The sequence below is a fragment of the Enterovibrio norvegicus DSM 15893 genome, assembly GCF_900115495.1.
Classification (GTDB): domain Bacteria; phylum Pseudomonadota; class Gammaproteobacteria; order Enterobacterales; family Vibrionaceae; genus Enterovibrio; species Enterovibrio norvegicus.
Window position 1 is genome coordinate 16,853 of sequence record NZ_FOWR01000039.1, and the last position, 22,096, is coordinate 38,948.

The following is a 22,096-nucleotide window of genomic DNA, read 5'->3' on the forward strand; positions in this document are numbered from 1 at the left end:
CAGTAAGAATAAAGAGAAGAATTGACCTTTATGGTAGACAGCGGAAATACCTACAGGGATAAAGTGTCACAGCTTATCAGCTGGGGACACTGGTTTAGTTTTTTTAACATCATTGCAGCCATGTTGCTGGGCACACGTTATATCGCTCAGTCGGGTTGGCCAGAAACCCTGCTTGGACAAACTTATCAACTTTTTACGTGGATAGGTCATTTCGGCTTTCTGGTTTTCGCTGTCTATATTCTGATTATCTTCCCTGCCAGCTTTATCATTCCGTCGCAGCGCTTAATGCGTCTGTTTGCAGTGCTCGTCGCCACTGCCGGACTGACCGCGTTATTGCTGGACATCTACGCGTATCAAACACTGCACCTGCACCTGAATCCCTTGGTGTGGGAGCTGTTGTTGAGCGGTGAAAAAACGGACATGAACGCGCACTGGCAATACTTGTTTGTCGTCGTGCCCGCGATTTTCTTGCTCGAAATTGCCATGTCTGAATGGGTATGGCGCAAACTGCGTAAGCTGTCGCGTAAGCGTGTTGGTGTGCCTATCGCCACCGTGTTCTCGCTTTGCTTCATTGGCAGTCATCTGATCCACATATGGGCGGATGCTTTCTTATATAGCCCTGTGACGGCGCAGCGTTCTAATTTCCCAATTTCTTATCCTATGACGGCAAAAACCTTCATGGAGAAATACGGTCTGCTTGACCGTCAAGAGTACCAAGCACGCCGAGATGAACTCGGTCAGCAAGATAGCGAAGTGATCCGTTATCCACTGGACAGTGTCTCTTTCGCCTCCAATGCGAACAGCTACAACCAGAACCTGTTGGTCGTGATGGTAGAAAGCCTTCGCGCCGACATGCTTGATCCTGTTGTGATGCCTCGCCTCAATGAATTTGCCAATAATAACGCCAAATTCGAGCACCACTTCAGCACCAGCAATGATGCAATGGCTGGCATCTTTGGTTTGTTTTATGGTCTACCAGGTAGCTACGCTCAAAGCGCGAGAACAGAGGGACTAAGCCCTTTGCTTATCGATACACTCGACAATAAGAAATATGCGTTTGGGCTTTTCAGCGCAGACAACTTTAGCAATCCGATTTATTACCAAAGCGTGTTTGGCAAGCATTTAGACACCGCACAGCGTTTTGAAGAAAAAGCGTCGTGGCTTGCTGACGATCAAGCAACGGATGCCCTCAACACGTGGGTCAATGCCTCTGACACGAAAGCCCCTTGGTTCGCCTATTTAGAGCTTAAAAGCGTCACCAATTATGAACAAGGCGGGGACTATACACGCCCGTTCCAGCCCTCTCTCGACAATGAATTGGCGAGCGTTGGCGACCATACTGCCTTGGTGCTGAAAAACAGCTACAACAACGCGGCGTACTATGTCGACGAATTGCTAGGCGACCTGTTTGATTCTCTTGAAGCCAACGGACAACTCGATAACACCATCGTCATTGTGACCTCCAATCACGGGACTGAATTTAACGAGACAGGATCGAACAGTTGGGGTGCCAACACCAACTACAGCAATTATCAGTTACAAGTGCCATTGGTTGTGCATTGGCCAAACAAAGCCCCACAAGTGATCGAAGCATACAGTTCACACCTCGATATCGTACCAACCTTGATGGAATCGATGTTAGCAGTTGATAGCCCTGCGGAGCTTTACACCAGTGGCCGCAATATTTTTGAGCTTGCTGACAAGCCACGCAAATGGGTACTGGCAGGAGACAGCCGAGATATCGTTGTGGTGCAACCAGACAAAACCACTGTGGTGGACAAGTTTGGTAATTACCGTGTTTACGACAGCAACTATAAACAGCAGCCAGAAGGGAAACCGCAGCTGTCTGTGTTAATGCAAGTCATGCACGAACTAAAACGGTTCTACCACCCAGAAGAACAATAAAAAGGAGGCAGCCCAACGGCTGCTTTTTTTCTTCCTTATCCAACTGGTTGAATCACACAGAGAAAATGAATAAAGACAATTGACACATTAACACTCAGTTCGTAACATGAATTTCAGTTAGTCGGTCTGTAGCGCAGCTTGGTAGCGCACTGTCATGGGGTGTCAGGGGTCGGAGGTTCAAATCCTCTCAGACCGACCATTTTCGAAAGCCCGCAGCACAATCGCTGCGGGCTTTTTTCGTTTAAACGCCGCATGCCCCGTTTTTACAGCACGTTACCGCATAGAATGACGCGCTGGTTTTCGCTACATAACACAAAGGTTGATGATATGGATATCTCGATAGCATTTGGTGTTCTACTCATCGTGCTGGGTTTTGTTGCTGGTATCATCAACACGCTTGCTGGCGGCGGCTCAAACCTCACCATTCCCGCGTTGATCGTGCTCGGTATGCCAGCCGAAGTCGCAAACGCAACCAACCGTGTGGGCGTGATGATGCAAAGCGTGTCTGGTGTTGCAGGCTTCCGTCATCATAAGCGACTGGATACCTCCGATCTGATCCCTATTCTTATCCCAACCTTGCTAGGTGGCACTATCGGTGCTTCTGCGGCGGCATGGCTACCATCATCTATCATCAAACCTTTGCTTTTAGGCACTATGTTGCTCATGGCTTTTATTATGCTCGTGAAGCCTTCGTTGGTTGCGCCAGAAGAAGCAGCAGACATAAAAAAGGTGGCTGACACGCCTGCATCATGGCTGAGTTTAGGCATTGCTGGGTTTTATGGGGGATTCGTTCAAGCGGGGGTAGGTTTCGTTCTGTTAGCCGCACTGTGTGGAACGTTAAAGTACGATTTGGTTCGAGGTAATGCCCTTAAACTAGTCTGCACCCTTGCATTCACGGGTGTGTCTCTTGCGATATTTGTTTGGCAAGATTTGATTCTTTGGTTGCCAGGTTTGCTACTCGCCATCGGCTCTATGTTTGGTGCATGGATTGCGGTGAAGTTTGCCGTCAAAGCTAACCCCAACACCTTGAAATGGTTCTTGTTCATCATGACGTTAGTCGGGTGTGTGTTTGCTTACAGTGCATAGAATTAATGACAATAAATCGACTTTATATGTCCTGTAATATTGAACCCTAGAACAACCTCACATCTCTTTATTATCAAAGAGTTTACCATGATCACATGTCGACTATTTTACCTGTGACATAAGTCGTATACGATAAATATTCAGGCATTTCCAATACCAATAGGTGTCATACTCAACCCTTGTCTATTTTAGAAGCAAGATCACATTTTGAATTTGATCGTGAAAAGGGAGTTGGCGGGCATGCAAGCTTTGGATTCTGTGTTCTGCCTCCGCGTGAGTGAAATCGTTTGTCAGCAAAAAGACACGCATTCTTTTTGTTTGTCGCTCGCTCAAACACTCTCTAGCCATGCTGATATTTCCCACCTCGAATTGTTTGTGGTCTCTGGTTCTGAGAATAGCTGGCACTTACTCACGGCCATGGAAAACCAAGATATTCATGTTCACGTGCCTGCTATTGTGTTTAGTAAAGAGACGTCCACATCCGTGGCACAGATCAACACGTGGCTTGCTGCCGATAAACGTATCGATGTTCTGGGTTCAAACCATCTACTGATCGACTTATCAGTGCGAGGAGACACGTTTGGCTGCCTTGCCATCCGTTTCTCTCAGCCATTAGACGCCAATGTGTATTCGACGCTTACGATGCTAGCGACTTCCATAGCAGGTGCACTTGATGGTCATTTGCAACATGACGCGTTAGAGTGCGAGAAAAGCCACCATGACCTCACACTCAAAAAGTGGCACTTAGAGGTCTGTTCACAAAAAGGCTTGCTCGAACAGCTGCATATCTTGCATAAAATATCGATGCGTTTATGGCATGCTCACTCCCTTGATAACATGCTCCATACCGCTGTTTATGAATGCATCCACGCATTAGATTTCGACCGTATGGCAATTTTCTTGGTGAACAATCGCACGGGTATTTTGCGCGGAACGTATGGCACAGACGTTCACGGTGTTGTTACCAATGAACAGTGGTATTCCGCTGCCATTGATGAACATTATCACGCGAAACAGACACTCGATCGTCGCCAACATATCACCATCAATGAAGGGACACCGCTCTATCACGCGAGCAAAGAAGTGGGCGTTGGCTGGAATGCCACAATTTCATTGTGGGACAGTGATGAAGCGATTGGTTGGATTGCGTGCGACAACTTGTTGACGGGGACACCGTTGAAAAGTTACCACAGCGAGTTGTTAAAACTTCTTGGCGTGACCATGTCTCAACACCTCATACAACGACATGCGCAAGACGACCTCAAAGCGCTCAACCAATCCTTGGAGCATCGTGTTGCAGAACGCACTACGCAGTTGGAGAATGCGAACAAACGCCTCAATCAAATTTCACGCGAAGACAGCCTGACACAAGTCCCTAACCGACGCATGCTCGACGAGAAGCTCGAAGAGGAATGGCGACGTGCAAGACGCTATCACATGCCGCTGTCTATGCTGATTATCGATATCGACCACTTTAAGCAATACAACGATAAATACGGACATGCGTTGGGCGATTTATGTTTGATGAAAGTGGCGAGCGCTTTAAGCAAAGTAGAGAGACGCGCAGGCGCGTTGTTTGCACGATTTGGTGGTGAAGAGTTTGTTTATCTGCTTCCTGGCTGTGATTCAGAAAGTGCTTCAGCCATTGCTCAGCGCGCGTTGAATGCCGTTCGCAAGCTTCAAATCATGCATGAAACGTCGCCGGTTTCGCCATGTGTTACCATCAGTATTGGCGGTAAAACCACGATACCTGATAGAGCAAGCAACCAACAACAGCTATTCATTGATGCCGATGTTGCTTTATATGAAGCCAAAAGCAGCGGCAAAGATTGTGCGTTTGTCTTGTAGCGGCATGTGTCTCTAGTCTCTAGTCTCTAGTCTCTAGGTGTCATTGATAAAAAATAGCGAGACGAACCTCGCTATTTTTCGTTCATATTGGTCGTAAATGTCAGCCGCTATTTGCTAGCCGATTTCTTCTGGTAGCCCTTTTTCTTGCTTGAAAATGATCGGCCTTTTTTCTTCCTAAACGGCGAAGGACTTTGTGGCAATGAGCGCAAGCTCTCAGGCACTGGCCCTTGTCGAACGGAGCCCATTAGCGCTAACAGTTCGGATTCCAACGCCGTCATAAAGGGCTGATACGAACCCTTCTTTTCTGCCATGTCATGCAGTTGACGCTCCCATTGCGCTGTCATGTCTGGGTATGCCGCTTTTTCAGGTAAGGCATCAATCAAGCCACATCCAGACGCTGTCGCCCGAATCTGTTTGCCTTCTCGTGAAAGCAAACTGCGTTTAAAGAGCAAATCCAAAATACCCGCACGGGTAGCCTCCGTGCCAAGACCATCCGTTTCTCGTAGAATTTTCTTCAACGAGGCATCTTGTACAAATCGACCAATACCAGTCATGGCTTGAAGTAAGGTGGCTTCCGTGAAATGCCTTGGCGGCTCTGTCATGCAATCTTTAATGTCCCCACGCAGACACGTCAGTACGGTGCCTTTTTCCAGCGGTGGAACTTGGCTTTCAATGTCGTCTTTTTGTGCAGCTTTATCTCGGGATAACAGCGCGCGCCAACCGTGAACAATAAGCTGTTTACCTTTCGCAATGAACTGTCCACCCGCAATATCAAAGCGTAGTTTGGCTTCGGCATACTCTGCGGCAGAGTAAAACTGCATCAGATACTGGCGAGCAATCAGCTCGTAGACATTCTGTTCGTAGCTGCTTAACGCACTGCTGCTCTTTCCCGTAGGAATGATCGCATGGTGCGCTTCAACTTTGGCATCGTTCCACGCCTTAGAACGTAGCGATAAGTTGGCATGTTTAACCGCCTCACCAAGTGATGACGCGGTTTTACTGATGGCTGCAGTCACGCTCCCCGCTTCTTTAAAATGACCGTTCGGCAAGTAGCGGCTATCCGATCGCGGATAGGTAATGACTTTGTGTTTTTCGTACAGCGATTGACAGCAAGACAACACATCCGCTGCGCTCATATTGAACCGCTTTGCCGCATCAATTTGCAGTGTCGATAAACTGTAAGGCAAGGGCGGCGCTTGCTTGCTGTTCTTTCGCTCTGATTCCGCCACTGTCGCGGGTTGACCTTCAATGCGTTTAGCAACGTTCTCTACCAACTTGCGTGACAGCACACGCCCTTCTTCATCTTGCCAGGGCTCACAGGATTCACTTGGCTGCCAACGCGCCAAAATGTCATTACCTTGATAAGGAATAACAGCATCCAATTGGTAAAAGGGGTTAGGGATAAACGCCTCTATCTCTCGATCGCGCCTCACCACCAAACCCAATACTGGCGTTTGAACGCGCCCTACGGATAACACACCTTGATACCCCGCCTGCTTGCCTAACAGGGTGTAAGCACGGGACATGTTCATGCCATAAAGCCAATCAGCACGAGAACGCGCTAATGCAGAAACAGACAAAGGCACAAAATCGAGGTTACTTCGCAGCGCTGATAACGCTTTTTTTACCGCGGACACGTTTAGGTCGTTAATCAATAAGCGTTGGATTTTTTGCTTCTTTGTGGCGGGCAACTTGGCATGACTAAACACCTCATCCACCAGCAATTGCCCTTCTCTATCAGGGTCACCGGCATGGATGATGTCATCGAACTGACGCAGCAGTTTCTTGACGACAGAAAGTTGTTTCGCCGCAGATTTTCGCGGCTTTAATTGCCATTCAGAAGGGATAATAGGCAGATCATCAAGACGCCATGTTTTGTATTTTTCATCATAGGCATCGGGTTCGGCTTGCTCGAGTAAGTGCCCAATACACCACGTGACTGTGTCACCATTTGCAGCTTGAATATAGCCTTCATTGTTTTTATGAGGCTTAGGCAAAGCGGCAACAATTGCACGGCCAAGGCTGGGTTTTTCTGCGATAAAGAGTCGAGCCATGAGGAAATCTGAACAGAGGATATTGACGTTAATTTAGCGAAATTGCGTATTATTAACAACAAATAACTGGATATTCATCCAGTTATTTGCGCTAGATTGGATTCAGGTGATCAAAGAAAAGTGACGAACTTGCTCGTATCACGCTTGGGAGGGTTTGCAGGTTCACATCCCGGCGTCCCAACATACAAAAAGCCAACGATTTCATCGTCACCTGACACATTGAAGGCTTCACGCACGACAGGGTGATACGCCCACTTCCCTGTTCGCCAGAAGCCTTGAAAGCCCTGAGCCACAGCAGCCATCTGCATTGCTTGGGCTGCACAGCCAGCAGAAATGTGCTGTTCAATCACAGGGACTTTGTCATGTTGCTTTGTACGGGCGATAACAGTGATCACCATAGGGGCACGAAACGGCGATTTCAGTGCTTTCTCAACAACAGCGTCTTCCGCATTGTCAGATTCAGCAGCACGTTTCAAAATGTCTGAAAGCTTTTCCAACCCTTCGCCGGTTGCCACCACAAATTGCCATGGCGTTAATGCACCATGATCGGGTGCACGAAGCCCCGCTGCAATCATGTTGTTTAGGGCATCGCCGGATGGCGCGGGTTCAGCAAGGCGAGGGATAGAGCGACGTTGCGTCAGTAGGCTTAAAGCGTCCATGAAAGGTCCCATTCAAGAAAACAATTACCCTCAAGATACCACAAAGCCAGAAGGATATTTCCCTCTGGCTTTTACGGATTTATACCAAACGTTTAAAGCGCGATGGCGAGCTCAACACCTTGTCGAATCGCACGTTTTGCATCAAGCTCTCCCGCCTTTTCAGCGCCGCCGATAATGTGTGCGTTGATGCCCTTGCTTTCGAGCTCAGCCACCAACCCATTCACTGATTCTTGACCGGCACAAATGATGACATGATCCGCAGGCAGAATATGCTCTTGCCCTTCCAAGGTAATGTGCAAACCTGCATCATCAATCTTTTCGTAGCTCACACCGCCGAGCAGTTCCACGCCACGTTTTTCCAATGTTTTACGGTGGATCCAGCCCGTCGTTTTACCAGGGCCTTTACCAACACGCCCTTGACGACGTTGCAGCAACCAAACTTGGCGTTGTGCTACATAGTGTGGTGCAGGAAGTAATCCCCCTTCATGAGACAAAGACTTGTCAATACCCCAATCTTGCAGCCACTCATCCAAGGTTTGATTTTCGGGCTCAGTGATCATGGTCGCGACATCAATACCGATGCCACCCGCACCGACAATAGCGATACGTCCACCCAACGCAGGTTGCTCTCGAATAAAGGTTTGGTAATCGATGGCTTTTTCGTGATCGATTCCTTGAATGTTTGGCATTCTCGGTTTCACACCCGTAGCAATCACCACCTCATCAAACCCATCGAGTGATTCCGCATTCACTTCGGTATTCAAACGCACCTCAATGCCACACTGCTCAACACGACGTGTGAAATATCGGATCGATTCTTTGAATTCTTCTTTACCGGGGATTTGCATCGCAAGGTTGAACTGGCCACCTAGCTGAGGGGCTTTTTCAAACAGCACGACATCAAAACCACGCTCGGCTGCCGTCACGGCGCAAGACATACCGGCCATGCCGCCACCGACCACAGCAACTTTTCGTTTTGCGGTAGCAGGTGCAACCACCAGCTCTGTTTCATAACAGGCTTGTGGATTAACCAAGCAGCTTGCGCGCTTGCCTTTAAATACATGGTCAAGACACGCCTGATTACAGGCAATACAGGTATTGATGTCGTCCGAACGATCTTCTTCCGCTTTCACCACAAAATTTGCATCAGCGAGGAAAGGACGCGCCATTGATACCATGTCTGCCTGCCCACTCGAGAGAATGGATTCCCCCACTTCTGGCGTGTTAATGCGGTTACAAGTGACAAGAGGAATGTTGACTTCCCCCTTCAATCTTTCCGTTACCCAACTGAACGCCGCGCGCGGCACTTGGGTCGCAATCGTTGGGACACGGGCTTCGTGCCAACCAATGCCGGTATTTAGAATGGTAACACCTGCCGCTTCGAGGGCTTTGGCCAGCTCAACCACTTCATCATGCGTGCTGCCCTGTTCCACCAAATCCAACATGGAAAGTCGGAAAATAATGATGAAATCTTTCCCCACTCGCTCACGCACTGCTTTCACGATTTCGATAGGAAAACGCGAGCGATTTTGATAGCTACCACCCCATGCGTCGTAACGGTTGTTTGAGCGCTTACAGATGAATTGGTTAATCAAATAGCCCTCAGAGCCCATGATTTCAACACCGTCATAGCCCGCTTCACGCGCAAGTTCTGAACTCTTCGCGAAATCACTGATCGTGTTTCTGATTTGGCGTTCGCTCATTTCAGAAGGTGCAAATTTAGAAATCGGTGAACGCACCTCGGAAGCACTTAACGCAAAAGGATGCATGGCATAACGCCCAGCATGAAGGAGTTGAAGGGCTATCTTCCCGCCATTTTCATGAACAGCATCCGTAATGTTTCGGTGTGCCCTCGCCGCTCTGCCGCTGCTGAACTGCGCACTGAGTGGGTGCAATCGACCCCGGAAATTTGGCGAAAAGCCCCCTGTAACAATGAGCCCGACGCCTCCTTTGGCACGCTCAGCATAAAAGGCAGAGAGCTTTCTAAACCCATCGTTAGATTCTTCCAGCCCTGTGTGCATGGAACCCATCAACACACGGTTTTTCAACTGGGTAAAACCAAGATCCAGTGGAGCGAGCAAGTGAGGGTAAGGCGAATTCATTAGGCGCTTCCATTCTTATTATGAGTTCTGGTCTGACCAAGATAAGCCTGCAAAACCAAAAATTCAAACGTTTGTTTACATTTTTACAACACCGATCAAATACCAGCATCGAAGGCTCGGGGTAGAGGATTTTTTATCTAATTACATAGACTTTTATGAGGTCTTTCCGACGGTTTATGTAGAATAGTGCTATCAAAAACCCTCAGACCCTAGCAATCCAAATAGGATTCGTTACGATTATGTCTAGGGAAAGTCGCTGGAATCATTCATGAAAATGCTTTTTAAGTTTCTAGGCACCATCTTGAAGTGGTGTTGGAAGATATTGGGGTTTGCACGTCAGTTAATACTCAACGTGCTTTTTATTGGTCTACTCGTTGCTATTTACTTTGCCTTTACGATTGAAGATGCAGAGTTACCAACACCAACCGATCAACCTGCTCGCGCTCTGCTCGTTGATATTTCAGGCCCGATTGTTGAAAAACAGCGTCGCCTAGACCCCTATGACATTGCCACCCAAAACCTCATTGGCCGCTCGGTAGAAGTTGAAACCGTGCTGTTTGATGTTGTCGATCAAATTCGTGCCGCCGCCAAAGATGACAAGATCAACGGCATGGTACTGAGTTTGTCCGACATGTCAGAAACTAGCCTCACTAAACTGCGATACATTGCGAAAGCGATTAACGAGTTTAAAGCTGCCGGGAAATCCGTGGTGGCGATTGGCGGGCACTACAACCAAAGCCAATATTACCTTGCCAGCTATGCTGACGAGATCATGATGTCGCCAGACGGTGCGGTGCTGCTGCGTGGATATGGCACGTACAACCTTTACTTCAAAGATCTGTTGAAGAATCTTGATATCACCACCCATGTGTTCCGCGTTGGTACTTATAAATCGTTTGTAGAGCCTTACACCCGTACCGACATGTCGGAACAAGCACGCGAAGCCAACGCGGTTTGGCTTAATCAGCTTTGGGGGGCATTCGTTGACGATATCGCCATGAACCGTGGTGTGACGGTCGAATCCATATCGCCGGATTCTGCAACCTTGCTCAGCGCCATCAAGGCAGCAAATGGCGATTTCGCTAAGCTTTCTCAAAACCTAGGCTTGGTTGATGTGTTGATGACACGCCAACAAATCCGAACCAAGCTGGCCGAGACATTTGGTAGCGACGGGGATGACAGTTTTAACTACGTCAGCATTTACGATTACAACGCCAACGATTTCATGTTACCGAAGGCAGACCAAATTGCCGTGGTTGTTGCTAGCGGTGCCATCATTGATGGCTATGAGCGAGAAGGTACAGTGGGTGGCGACACCACCGCCGCGCTGCTCCGTGAAGCACGTTTGGACGATGCAGTGAAAGCCGTCGTGCTTCGTGTCGATAGCCCAGGCGGCAGTGCGTTTGCCTCTGAAGTGATCCGCAATGAAGTAGAAGCACTAAAAGAGGCGGATAAGCCTGTTGTGGTTTCTATGTCAAGTGTTGCGGCATCTGGCGGTTATTGGATATCCACCAGCGCCAACCGCATTTTGGCACAGCCAACCACCATTACTGGCTCTATTGGTATTTTTGGCATTTTGACTACCTTTGAAGATGCGCTAGCAAAATATGGTGTATACAACGACGGTATTGGTACAACGCCACTTGCGGGCGTTGGCGTTACACGCGCCTTGCCTGAAGAAGTCAGTGAAATCATGCAGCTTGGTATCGAAAATGGTTACCAACGTTTTATTCAGCTCGTAGCAAGCCAGCGAAACCTATCCATTGAAGATGTCGATCAGGTGGCTCAAGGTCGAGTTTGGACCGGTTATGACGCGATGAAGCGCGGGCTGGTCGATCAAATGGGCGATTTTGACGATGCCATTTCTGTTGCAGCAGAATTAGCAGGCATTACCGATTACTCGTTAGATTGGATGGAAGAGCCTCTGACCCCTGCGCAGCAATTTATTTATGACATGATCAATCAAACCATGGTGTTTGTCGGTCTTGATACTGCGTCGGTATTGCCACCGGCATTTGAACAGTTTGCTAACGCTGCGGCATCAGAAATCAACAATTTAACTAACTTCAACGATCCAAATGGACGCTATGCCCTGTGTCCAAGTTGCCGCTATTTCGAAAACTGAGAACTCCCCGGCAAGTGCCGGGGTTTTTTTCACGCCACTGGTACGTATAATGCCGCCACTACCTCGGCAACATTGAATTTGTGAAGATGGAAAGAAAACATATTTACATCGCCTATACAGGCGGCACGATCGGCATGCTTAAATCTGAACAGGGTTACATTCCTGTGTCTGGCTTTATGCAAGAACAACTTAAGCAAATGCCTGAATTCCATCGCCCAGAAATGCCTGAATTCACGATCCATGAGTACAGCCCACTCATCGATTCTGCTGATATGACGCCAGCGGATTGGCAACGCATTGCTGACGATATCCGCGACAACTACGACAAGTATGATGGCTTTGTGATCTTGCATGGTACTGACACCATGGCATACACGGCGTCTGCGCTTTCTTTCATGCTGGAGAATTTGGATAAACCCGTTATCGTAACAGGGTCACAGATCCCTTTGGCTGAACTTCGTTCTGATGGCCAGGCCAACTTGCTAAATTCTCTGCATATCGCGGCAAACTATCCGATTAACGAAGTCACATTGTTCTTCAACAACCAATTACTTCGTGGCAACCGCAGCACCAAATCGCATGCTGATGGTTTTAACGCTTTCACGTCGCCAAACCTGCCTTCCCTGCTTGAAGCTGGTATCAATATTCAACTTCACGGTGCGGAGATTGATAAAAAGCCAGAAGGTGCGTTTAAGGTTCACACCATCACAGAGCAACCTGTCGCCATCATCATGATGTACCCAGGTATCTCACCGGATGTCATCAGCAATGCGCTCAAGCAACCAGTGAATGCCATGATATTGCTAACGTTTGGTGTTGGTAACGCCCCACAAAACGCGGAACTGTTGGGTTTACTGAAAGAAGCTACTCAACGCGGCGTCATTGTTCTAAACCTTACACAATGTCTTGCGGGTAAAGTAAACATGGGTGGCTATGCCACAGGCTGTGCGCTTGCAGAAGCTGGCGTGCTAAGCGGTTATGACATGACCCCAGAAGCTGCATTGGCAAAACTGCATTATTTGTTAAGCCAGAATCTGCCAATGGATATCACTCGTACCATGCTGCAACAAGACCTTCGTGGCGAATTAACACACTAAGCAACCTCGTTAACGCACACCCAAAGCCAGCAGTATTCTGCTGGCTTTTTGCTTTGCACACTCGTTCTTCACTTTCCGAGCATTGCCGCTATTTCTTACATCATTCCGATGTCTAACATTGCCCCTACACTGAGCATGGGTGTATGAATAAATGTGCCAAATTCAATCGAATTACTTCCCCATGTCACACTGTTTGAATGTATAAATAAGCACACATTAGAAACTCAGATTATTGTACAAAACGGACGATGGAGAAAAGAATAAAACAAATTTCATAGATGGTCGTTTTACGACGAAGTAAATGCGGTTTCCAGTAAAAAACCGCCAAAAATCGCGGAAGTGAGACCCATTACCATATTGCCCTACCCCCTCTTTATTAGCACTTTCTATATACAGTATTACATACTTTAAGAAAATATCTGGTCACACTTACATCAGACTATCTTCCATATTCCACTTAATTCACAGCTCATCGCTTGTCATAGAAATTCGTACATTTACATTCTCCCTAGGTACAGGGCCAGATAGTCGTCGGTCTTCTCAGTACCCTTCTCACCCAACACAACATAAAGCGTCGACTGCAAGGCGAATAATCGCATCGCGATCTCATCGCGATGACGGACATAAACGATGTTGGGATTTTCGATGAATGTCAGTTGCAGAGCTTCGGCTCTATCTATACACAGGGCAATGAAAAATGGCTTCTATTATTGGTACTAACCAAAACGATACGTTAAACGGCACTTCTACCGACGACACCATCTATGGGTTGGAGGGGGATGATATTCTCAACGGTGGTGATGGGAATGATCTCATTATCGGCGGCGAGTTAGCCAATGGCGCATCTCCAAGCGCACGAAACGCTGACGGAACTTACGATGTCAGTGAGGGTGATACATTTAATATCAGCCTATCGAATTTCACCAACGACACTGAATTCAACAATTCTGTCGGTTATTTTCTCCTCGATAGTAATGGCAATGTGTTGAGCGCTGAAATACTTGCAGCCAATGCAAAAACTGCAACCACCGCCACTGTCTTCAGCATTGACACAGAAGGTGCAACATCACTCAGTCTTTTCCTTATTCCTGACGGCGCTTCTCAAGGCTATGTTGAAGGTGAGGTTGATCTTGATCTCTCAGGCCAAGTCCCAATTGTTGCCCAAGGTACGATTGAATCTATCGTTTATGTTTCTCAGGAAAACGAAAACGGTGATGGTCAAGATCATGAACGGATTTGCGGTGATACGAGCATCTGGGATGACCGTTGGAACTTAGGCAGTGGTGATTTCGTTGATACCACCTTTGATGTTTATGTAAATCAATTCCTACCAAACCAACCTGATGATGATGTGATCTCAGCGGAAGGCGGTGATGATACGGTTTACGGTGGTCTTGGTGAAGATACTATCTCTGGCGGAGAAGGTAATGACCTGATTTTCGGTGGCCAGGGTGATGACGAACTGTATGGTGACGAAGGTCAAGATGACATTCGTGGCGGCCTAGGCGACGACACCATTTATGGTGGTGACGGCGATGACGTACTGCATGGCAAAGAGGGTAACGACACCATTGAAGGTGGCGCGGGTAACGACCGCTTGTTCGGTAGTGACGGCAGCAACGTATTACTCGGTGGCGAAGGTGATGACTTTCTCTTTGCGGGGAATGGCCATAACAACACGCTTGATGGCGGCGTTGGCGTTGACCAATATGTCGGTGGTATTGGAACCGATACGCTGATCTTTGATGTGAATGACTTTGACGGCAGCACCTTCGTGAACAATGCCGGCCGTGAGGTTAACGTTAAGCTTTACGACGCCTCTAGCAGCTTCGATACACTCAAAGTAGATGGAGATGTGCATGCTGACTTTACGGGTGCAGAGTATCAATCTGATGCAAGCATCACAGGTAACGTCATTTCAGGTGTAGAAGCGGTTATCGGCGATGCAGGTGACCAGACTATCACGTTGAACGAGTTCGCCATCTTTGCACAATCGGATGATATCGACCTAAGCAACTGGGATGGTTTCGTCGCATACCTTGGTGAGGGTGATGACACCTTAAACCTGGTTGGTGCGGATTGGAGCTACGATGCAGCAGGTGTTTCTAACGCCGATATCTCGCCAGAGATGATTCAGCAAATGGGCCTGACTGCAGGCGAAGTTGCCGACCTTCAAGCATACGTTTTCACTTTCGACTTCAACAGCAATTCACAGATTACTGTTTGGACGGACGCTGAACATGTTACGCAATCCGGTATTGATATCGTTTAATTGACGACGATCTTATTGTGATAAAAAGCATGTAACATCAAACGGCCCGACCGGGCCGTTTTTTTCATCTTTAAGAATGAAAAAAGCACCGATTAATCGTCAGATGCTTTCATCTGAACAATGGTTTCTTGCGCAGGCGAAAAATCACGCTTTAATTCACTCTTTGACTTGAGTTTGATGTCCCCACCCGCAGCCACAGACATGTGCTGAGGGTCAGTGTTGTTGCGCGATTGGTACAACATGACCACTTGTATGGCGTTGTCTCGCTGCTCCTGAGTCAGCGGTGTTCCTTCAGGCCATTTTCCCGTCGCAACGGCGTAATTTAATCGTTCGAATGCTTCAGGTGTGATGCTTTCTAGTAGTTGTTCGATATCCATGTTTGTTTTGCACCTTTCCTCGGTTCTACATCTCGCATTAATCAACGCGTAAGGCCAGTATTTGGTTTACTTTACACCAAATATTTCACGATTGCGTCTTGTTTGAAACCCATTCTTTTTTGAATGAAGATCTCATATTTTGATCATGCTTTGCGCGAGGATCAGCATGTCTCTCAACCCTAATAGTACTGATTTTCTTATTAATAGACAGCCATAGTCTTGTGATATTCGTCCACTTTTGCCACCGTATCACCATATTATCGAGGGTGTAGAGAAACGCGTTTCAATAAAACGTGTTTATCCAATTGACGATGAATGCCTCACTTGTCATCAACAAAAGAGTTCAATTCATCGCACATAAAAATAATCAAAGACTGTAGGTTTTACCCCCCGTAATTTTGCACAACGTCAATGCGTAATTTGAACGGTTCTGTGCGCACTATTTATTATTGAAAGCGCCCATTAAAAGGTAAAACCCATGGCTACAATCACTGGCGATAACGCCGCAAATATGCTCGACGGTACAACCGACGACGACCTCATCTATGGCCTTGAAGGAAATGACACCCTTAGAGCCTATGAAGGTGATGACGTTGTTTATGGCGATTCCTCAAGCAGTCAGATTTCTCAACTCTCGCAAAATTCTGATGGCAGTTACAGTATCTCTAGTGAGACTTTTCTGTCAGTACATTTGTCACAGTTTTCATTTCCTTCTGGCGATGATAAAAGTGTCGGCTACGCCGTTTTAGATAGCAGCGGCAATGTGTTGAGCACCAAAATCCTCGTCGAATCAACGGCCACAGCACAAGACACCAGTGCCATCGATATCAACGTTGCAAATGGCACGACGCTTGTCTTTTTCTCGCTTCCTGTCGCTGACAGGTCTGGGTTCGAATGGCGCCCACTCGTCCTAAACGACGTAGAAACCAATATATCGTCCTCTTCTGTCTCTATTGAGGTAGAACAAACCACTGGCGATCCAACCATTGGCGGCAATGATTCCCTTTATGGCTATGACGGCGATGATCGCCTTTATGGTGAAGGCGGGGATGACTCTCTGATAGGCGGCGATGGTAACGACGTGCTTTCAGGTGGCGAAGGTGACGACAGAATGTGGGGTGAGGACGGCGACGACCTCATTCACGGTGGAAACGGCGACGACCGTCTGTTTGGCCAAAATGGTAACGACACGTTAGAAGGCGGTGTAGGTGATGACGAACTGCGCGGCGGACGCGGCAACGACACTCTCAGTGGCGGTGACGGTGACGACCTGATTTTCGGTCAAGCCGGCGATGACACTATCATCGCGGGCGCGGGCGATGATGAGCTCTGGGCGGACGACGGTGATGACATCGTTCATGGCACCGCTGGCAGTAACTATATTGATACAGGCGATGGCGACGACCTTGTGTTCGGCGGCATTGATGATGATGAAATTTACGGTGGCCATGGTAACGACGATTTACGAGGCGGTTCGAGTGACGATAAAATCTACGGCGAAGACGGCGATGACATCCTGCGAGGTCAACGAGGTGATGACTACCTTGATGGCGGAGACGGCAACGACGAAATCTACGGCATTCTTGGCAGCAATACGCTTTTGGGCGGAGAAGGAAACGACTACCTATTCTCAGGTTGGATGAGTGATAACAACTATCTGGATGGGCAAGAGGGTCAAGATATCCTTGTCGGTAGTTTTAACGCAGACACATTCGTGTTCGATCAAGATGATTTCCAAGGACAGATCGAAACCCTAGGAAGCGGCAGACAGATAACTCAGAACATCTACGATGCTTCAACCGGATTTGATACTTTGCTGATGGAAGGTGAACATCATGCCGACTTTACGGGAGCTGCCTACCAAACCACGCCAGGCATTAGCGGTAACGTTATTGCAGGCATAGAAGCCGTGATTGGCGACAACAGTAACCAAACCATCACCATCAATGCACACGAGATTGATCAGCAATCTGACGATACAAACAATGACGACTGGCAGGGTTTTGTTGCTTGGTTGGGGGATGGTGACGACACGTTGAACCTAACGGGTGTCAATTGGGCATACAATGCATCTGCAACATCAAACGCTGATATAACCCCCGCAATGATAGAAAAAATGGGGCTAACCAACGCGCAAGTCAGCGATCTTCAGGCTTATGTGTTTGATGACCAGTTCAGTGACGATCAAATCACGATTTGGACCGACGCAGAGACTATTACTTACCTCGGCACGGATATCGTATAACGGTCTATAAATTCAGATAAAATCCGTAAGCAAGAGGAAGGTCAGCATCACGCTGGCCTTTTTTTCTCTTTGCGTGGTCACGCAAAAGGCCGAAATTGGAGATAAACTAAGAAGAAGTGTTTATGTTATAAGTCTTGTGTCCCGATTTAAAAACAGAAGAGCATTTCACGGAATGAAGATAAGTCGAGCCAAATTCAACACCCAACTCGCCATTACCGTATTTGGTACGTTACTGGTCACTGGCTGCTTTGAAAGCAACCGAAGCACTGCTCAGCTTTGTGAAAACAATCCTTCGATTTGTGCCAAGCTCAATGTGCAAGACGGTCAGTGTCGTCATGAACGTACTGATCTCATCTGGAAGCGTTTTAACGTTCTAAAAAAACCGTCCGATCTCAACAAGTTCGATGAACTGATGCTCACCAAAAAGTACGCAAGGTGTATGGAGCTCGTCGCACAGATTGAGACCACAACATTGAAAGCGAAAAAGACGCTCCGAACTGAAGCGTTGTTTCATGCGTTCGACTCGATTGAACGCCTAGAGCTAGAACTGAAAAGCTCTTATCAACCCTCAATCATCTATTACCGTTGGACGCAGGGTGATAACGAAGCGTTAGAGCAATTCTTAAAGCTAGAAGAAACCGAGTACCTCGACACACCAGAATTACAACTCGGCCTTGCCACTTACTACGTCGATAAAGACAAGCTTCATACCATTGACCTGCTACAGAAGTCATTGATGCTTTACGATGGCCGAGCAGGAAAAACACGAGACAAAACTGTCCCAGAAGCCATCAAATCACTGGCAACAGCAAACCACTCACTCGGCAACTTGGACATTGCTTACCTATGGGCATTGGTCGGCTCAGAAATGGATCTTCCCGTTGCGAAGCAAGCACAGTTGAAATTGCTCTACCCGATGGAAGACGCGAGACGTGATCAAATTTCAGACATTGCGGGCGACATTGCGAGCGCCATTGAAGATGGTGATTTTAATTCGGGTTTATTAAGCACATTAGCCATCATTGACAACAAGAAAGAATAGTTTCTAAGACGAACTCTTTTCTCTGATCAATAGTGCAGCACCAGAATGGGAAACGCACATTAATAAAAGACACTGACAGGACACAACAAAAAAGCGAACGTTTGCCGTTCGCTTTTTTATTTCCCCGAAAATCACATGACGTTATTGGTCGGAGGGAGACGCGCCATCAAACTGCATGGAAACTGAATTCACGCAATAGCGTTGACCTGTGCTCGTTGGGCCATCATCAAATACATGCCCTAAATGACTGTCACATTGAACACAACGAATTTCCGTTCTTACCATGCCATGGCTCTTATCTGCCACATACCGAACAGTGCCTTCAATCGCTACATCGAAACTCGGCCAACCGCACCCAGAATCAAATTTAGTGTTCGAATCAAATAATCGCTGATTGCAACAAATGCAGTGGTAAAACCCACATCGGTGGTTGTGGAGTAAGGCTCCGCTATATGCTGGCTCTGTGTGCCCCAAGCGACAAACCTTATAAGCCAACTCAGAAAGTGATGCTTTCCACTTATCATCGCCGCCCTTTGTCATCTTTACTCCCTGTGTTGAATGCATTTATTCGTGCCGAAGCATCAGTTAGCCTCCTATTTAAAACAGTTCTCGTGCAGACAATAAGCATTCGCACGCATAGATGTGATCAAACGCATGATCCTTTCTATGTATGAACCCAAAGCTGAGTAAAAATTAACGTAGCGTCAGCTTAAAGAGCTTCTTTGCAGCCACCGTCATTATTTTGAGTTCTAACGACTTATGTGTGTCTTTCTAATAATGCAATGAGGTGAATGCATTCGAGCGACATTCGCTTAGCCTCAACGACGCATAAAGTGCGTGAGTAACACTGCCACATACCCTGTCCGTCGATTAACTTGTAACGCGTTCCAATTCTCAAATTTCGCACTCAAGCATCACACTATTCTCACCATACTTTTCGATATACCGATTTGCGTACGTTTTATGTGCTGTATGCATTTCAGTGCGCAATGTTCAAAAATCAGTCATCGTGTCATTGGCCCCAATAAATTCAACTTTTCCAATAGGAAACACAAAATTTGTTTGGGTGATGTAAAAATAATCCGTACTAAATTTTGACTTTACGCAATTTAGATCGGTTTTTCGCTTGCATGGGGGATACCGATTCTGTAATTTTACTACCAATTTCCTTTCACTAGATATTAAGTTGTGGAGCAACATAATGACTATCAAAGTAGGTATTAACGGTTTTGGCCGTATCGGCCGTTTCGTTTTCCGTGCATCTGTTGAGCGTAACGACATCGAAGTTGTAGCAATCAACGACCTGATCGACGTTGATTACATGGCGTACATGCTGAAGTACGACTCAACTCACGGCCGTTTCAACGGTACTGTTGAAGTTGTAGACGGTAACTTGGTTGTTAACGGTAAAACCGTACGCGTAACTGCAGAACGTAACCCAACTGAACTTCAGTGGGACGCAGTAGGTGTTGATGTTGTTGCTGAAGCAACTGGTATCTTCCTGACTGACGAAACTGCACGCCAACACATCACTGCTGGTGCGAAGAAAGTTGTTCTAACTGGTCCTTCTAAAGACGCAACGCCAATGTTCGTAATGGGCGTTAACCACGCTTCTTACGCTGGTCAAGACATCGTTTCTAACGCTTCTTGTACGACTAACTGTCTTGCGCCTATCGCGAAAGTACTGAACGACAAGTGGGGCATCGAATCTGGTCTTATGACTACTGTTCACGCTACTACTGCAACTCAGAAAACTGTTGACGGTCCTTCTGCGAAAGACTGGCGTGGTGGTCGTGGTGCTTCTCAGAACATCATCCCATCATCAACTGGCGCAGCTAAAGCAGTTGGCGTAGTTCTTCCTGAACTAAACGGCAAACTGACTGGTATGGCTTTCCGCGTACCAACTGCAAACGTTTCTGTTGTTGACCTGACTGTTAACCTAAAAGAAGCTGCTACTTACGCAGAAATCTGTGCGGCAATGAAAGCTGCTTCAGAAGGCGAAATGGCTGGCGTTCTTGGCTACACTGAAGACGAAGTTGTATCTCAAGACTTCATCGGTGAAGTTCAAACTTCAGTATTCGACGCGAAAGCGGGTGTTGCTCTGACTGACAAATTCGTTAAAGTTGTATCTTGGTACGACAACGAAATCGGTTACTCAAACAAAGTTCTGGACCTGGTTGCTCACATCTCTAAGTAATCATTCCGGATTGCCGTTAAGGCATGAGTGACAAAAGGCGGCTTATTGGCCGCCTTTTTTGTACCTAAATTTCACATTCAGAAGGCATGCTTCATGGACGTTAAACAGCTCCCTACCCTTGCTGTACTCTCTGACTATGTTACCGTTTGCGAATTGGACGGCATCAAAGTTGTTCGCGTTATTCATCCAAAAGCAACTGCGACAATTTCTCTCTTTGGTGCTCACGTACTTAGCTTTCAGCCCACTGGTAAGAAAGATACCATTTGGATGAGCGAGAACGCTGACTTTGGCGGCAGCAAAGCCATTCGAGGTGGCATTCCAGTCTGTTGGCCTTGGTTTGGTAAAGCGGCTGAACCATCTCATGGCTTCGCCCGCACCAGCGAGTGGATACTCAACGAACATCGTGAAAACGATGAAGGCGTGATCATCAGCCTAACGCTGCAAGATTCAGCGGAAACCCGCGCGATTTGGCCACATGAATTCAAGGCAGAACTCCTCGTTGAAGTGACTGACACGCTAGATGTGAAACTGGTCAGCACCAACACAGGCGATACACCGTTCCAACTGGGCGGCGCACTGCACACTTACCTCAACATCGGTGACATCACCACAACCACAGTATCAAGCCTCGGCAACGAATACATTGAAGGTGGCGTGCGTAAACCAAGCGCAGGTAACACACAATTTGATCAAGAAGTTGACCGCATTTACCCGCACGCAGACGAAACGGTCGTCGTGGACGATCCTGCACTGCAGCGTCGCCTTAACGTGATCAACGGTGGTAACAATGGCGTGGTTGTGTGGAACCCTTGGAAAGCATTGTCAATCAGCATGGGTGACATGGCAGATAACAGCTACGAAACCATGGTGTGTGTGGAGTCTGCGGTGCATGATCGCAGCGTGACATTGAATGCTGGCGAGACGCATACGCTTTCAACAAAAATTGTAAGTTGCTAACCACGCACAAAGCGACGGCAAAACGCCGCCTGCCACGCGAAAGACAAAACCGAAGCGCCCTGCTTCGGTTTTTATTTTTTGTTACCTTGTCCTTCTTTTTTATTACTTTGTTCCAAAGACTCCACTGCCA

General features: G+C 47.4%; 15 protein-coding genes and 1 tRNA gene. 11 read left to right on the forward strand and 5 right to left on the reverse strand.

The window, feature by feature from the left end; translation table 11 throughout:
- Positions 1-30: 30 nt before the first annotated feature.
- From BM082_RS19840 to BM082_RS19855, 4 genes are all read left to right on the forward strand, one after another.
- The gene (locus BM082_RS19840) at positions 31-1,905 is read left to right on the forward strand and encodes a DUF3413 domain-containing protein (RefSeq protein ID WP_017007689.1); all 1,875 of its coding nucleotides are present in this window, start codon (positions 31-33) and stop codon (positions 1,903-1,905) included.
- Positions 1,906-2,027: 122 nt separating this feature from the next.
- Positions 2,028-2,104: transfer RNA gene (locus tag BM082_RS19845), tRNA-Pro, on the forward strand.
- A 128-nt stretch (positions 2,105-2,232) separates the two neighbouring features.
- Positions 2,233-2,991 carry a sulfite exporter TauE/SafE family protein gene (locus BM082_RS19850; RefSeq protein ID WP_017012780.1) on the forward strand — a complete coding sequence of 253 codons (759 nt, stop codon included), beginning with the start codon at positions 2,233-2,235 and terminating at the stop codon, positions 2,989-2,991.
- 240 nt (positions 2,992-3,231) lie between these two features.
- Positions 3,232-4,839, forward strand: coding sequence for a GGDEF domain-containing protein (locus BM082_RS19855; RefSeq protein ID WP_017018059.1), 1,608 nt, complete (start codon positions 3,232-3,234; stop codon positions 4,837-4,839).
- Positions 4,840-4,946: 107 nt separating this feature from the next.
- Here the strand turns inward: BM082_RS19855 and BM082_RS19860 are convergent, their stop codons facing one another.
- The 3 genes from BM082_RS19860 to BM082_RS19870 all read right to left on the reverse strand — a co-directional run bounded on the left by BM082_RS19860 (position 4,947) and on the right by BM082_RS19870 (position 9,654).
- Positions 4,947-6,893 (reverse strand): DNA topoisomerase III, encoded by a 1,947-nt coding sequence (locus tag BM082_RS19860; protein WP_017012778.1) that lies wholly within the window; start codon positions 6,891-6,893, stop codon positions 4,947-4,949.
- A 110-nt stretch (positions 6,894-7,003) separates the two neighbouring features.
- Positions 7,004-7,552, reverse strand: coding sequence for an NAD(P)H nitroreductase (locus BM082_RS19865; protein ID WP_017012089.1), 549 nt, complete (start codon positions 7,550-7,552; stop codon positions 7,004-7,006).
- A 92-nt stretch (positions 7,553-7,644) separates the two neighbouring features.
- The gene (locus tag BM082_RS19870; protein ID WP_017012088.1) at positions 7,645-9,654 is read right to left on the reverse strand and encodes an NADPH-dependent 2,4-dienoyl-CoA reductase; all 2,010 of its coding nucleotides are present in this window, start codon (positions 9,652-9,654) and stop codon (positions 7,645-7,647) included.
- 268 nt (positions 9,655-9,922) lie between these two features.
- Between BM082_RS19870 and sppA the strand changes: the two genes are divergently transcribed.
- The 3 genes from sppA (at position 9,923) to BM082_RS19885 (ending at position 15,148) form a co-directional block, all read left to right on the forward strand.
- On the forward strand, positions 9,923-11,779 hold the full coding sequence (gene sppA, locus BM082_RS19875; protein ID WP_017012777.1) for a signal peptide peptidase SppA: 1,857 nt from the start codon (positions 9,923-9,925) through the stop codon (positions 11,777-11,779).
- A gap of 86 nt (positions 11,780-11,865) precedes the next feature.
- Positions 11,866-12,876, forward strand: coding sequence for an asparaginase (gene ansA, locus BM082_RS19880; RefSeq protein ID WP_017012086.1), 1,011 nt, complete (start codon positions 11,866-11,868; stop codon positions 12,874-12,876).
- A gap of 697 nt (positions 12,877-13,573) precedes the next feature.
- Positions 13,574-15,148 (forward strand): calcium-binding protein, encoded by a 1,575-nt coding sequence (locus tag BM082_RS19885; protein ID WP_017012776.1) that lies wholly within the window; start codon positions 13,574-13,576, stop codon positions 15,146-15,148.
- A 92-nt stretch (positions 15,149-15,240) separates the two neighbouring features.
- On the opposite strand, the gene BM082_RS19890 is transcribed toward BM082_RS19885, so the two are convergent.
- A complete protein-coding gene (locus tag BM082_RS19890) occupies positions 15,241-15,525 on the reverse strand; it encodes a YeaC family protein (protein WP_017012775.1) in 285 nt (94 codons plus the stop codon).
- A gap of 478 nt (positions 15,526-16,003) precedes the next feature.
- Between BM082_RS19890 and BM082_RS19895 the strand changes: the two genes are divergently transcribed.
- Together BM082_RS19895 and BM082_RS19900 are read left to right on the forward strand one after the other, a co-directional pair.
- Positions 16,004-17,770 carry a calcium-binding protein gene (locus tag BM082_RS19895; protein ID WP_074928343.1) on the forward strand — a complete coding sequence of 589 codons (1,767 nt, stop codon included), beginning with the start codon at positions 16,004-16,006 and terminating at the stop codon, positions 17,768-17,770.
- 172 nt (positions 17,771-17,942) lie between these two features.
- On the forward strand, positions 17,943-18,812 hold the full coding sequence (locus tag BM082_RS19900; RefSeq protein WP_017012082.1) for a DUF2989 domain-containing protein: 870 nt from the start codon (positions 17,943-17,945) through the stop codon (positions 18,810-18,812).
- Positions 18,813-18,953: 141 nt separating this feature from the next.
- Here BM082_RS19900 and msrB read toward each other — a convergent pair whose 3' ends face one another.
- Entirely contained in the window at positions 18,954-19,352 is a 399-nt protein-coding gene (gene msrB, locus BM082_RS19905; protein WP_074928345.1) for a peptide-methionine (R)-S-oxide reductase MsrB, read from the reverse strand.
- Between the two features lie 661 nt (positions 19,353-20,013).
- Between msrB and gap the strand changes: the two genes are divergently transcribed.
- Both gap and BM082_RS19915 read left to right on the forward strand, forming a co-directional pair.
- Positions 20,014-21,009, forward strand: coding sequence for a type I glyceraldehyde-3-phosphate dehydrogenase (gene gap / locus BM082_RS19910; RefSeq protein WP_017012080.1), 996 nt, complete (start codon positions 20,014-20,016; stop codon positions 21,007-21,009).
- A gap of 93 nt (positions 21,010-21,102) precedes the next feature.
- A complete protein-coding gene (locus BM082_RS19915) occupies positions 21,103-21,966 on the forward strand; it encodes a D-hexose-6-phosphate mutarotase (RefSeq protein WP_074928347.1) in 864 nt (287 codons plus the stop codon).
- Positions 21,967-22,096 lie beyond the last annotated feature (130 nt).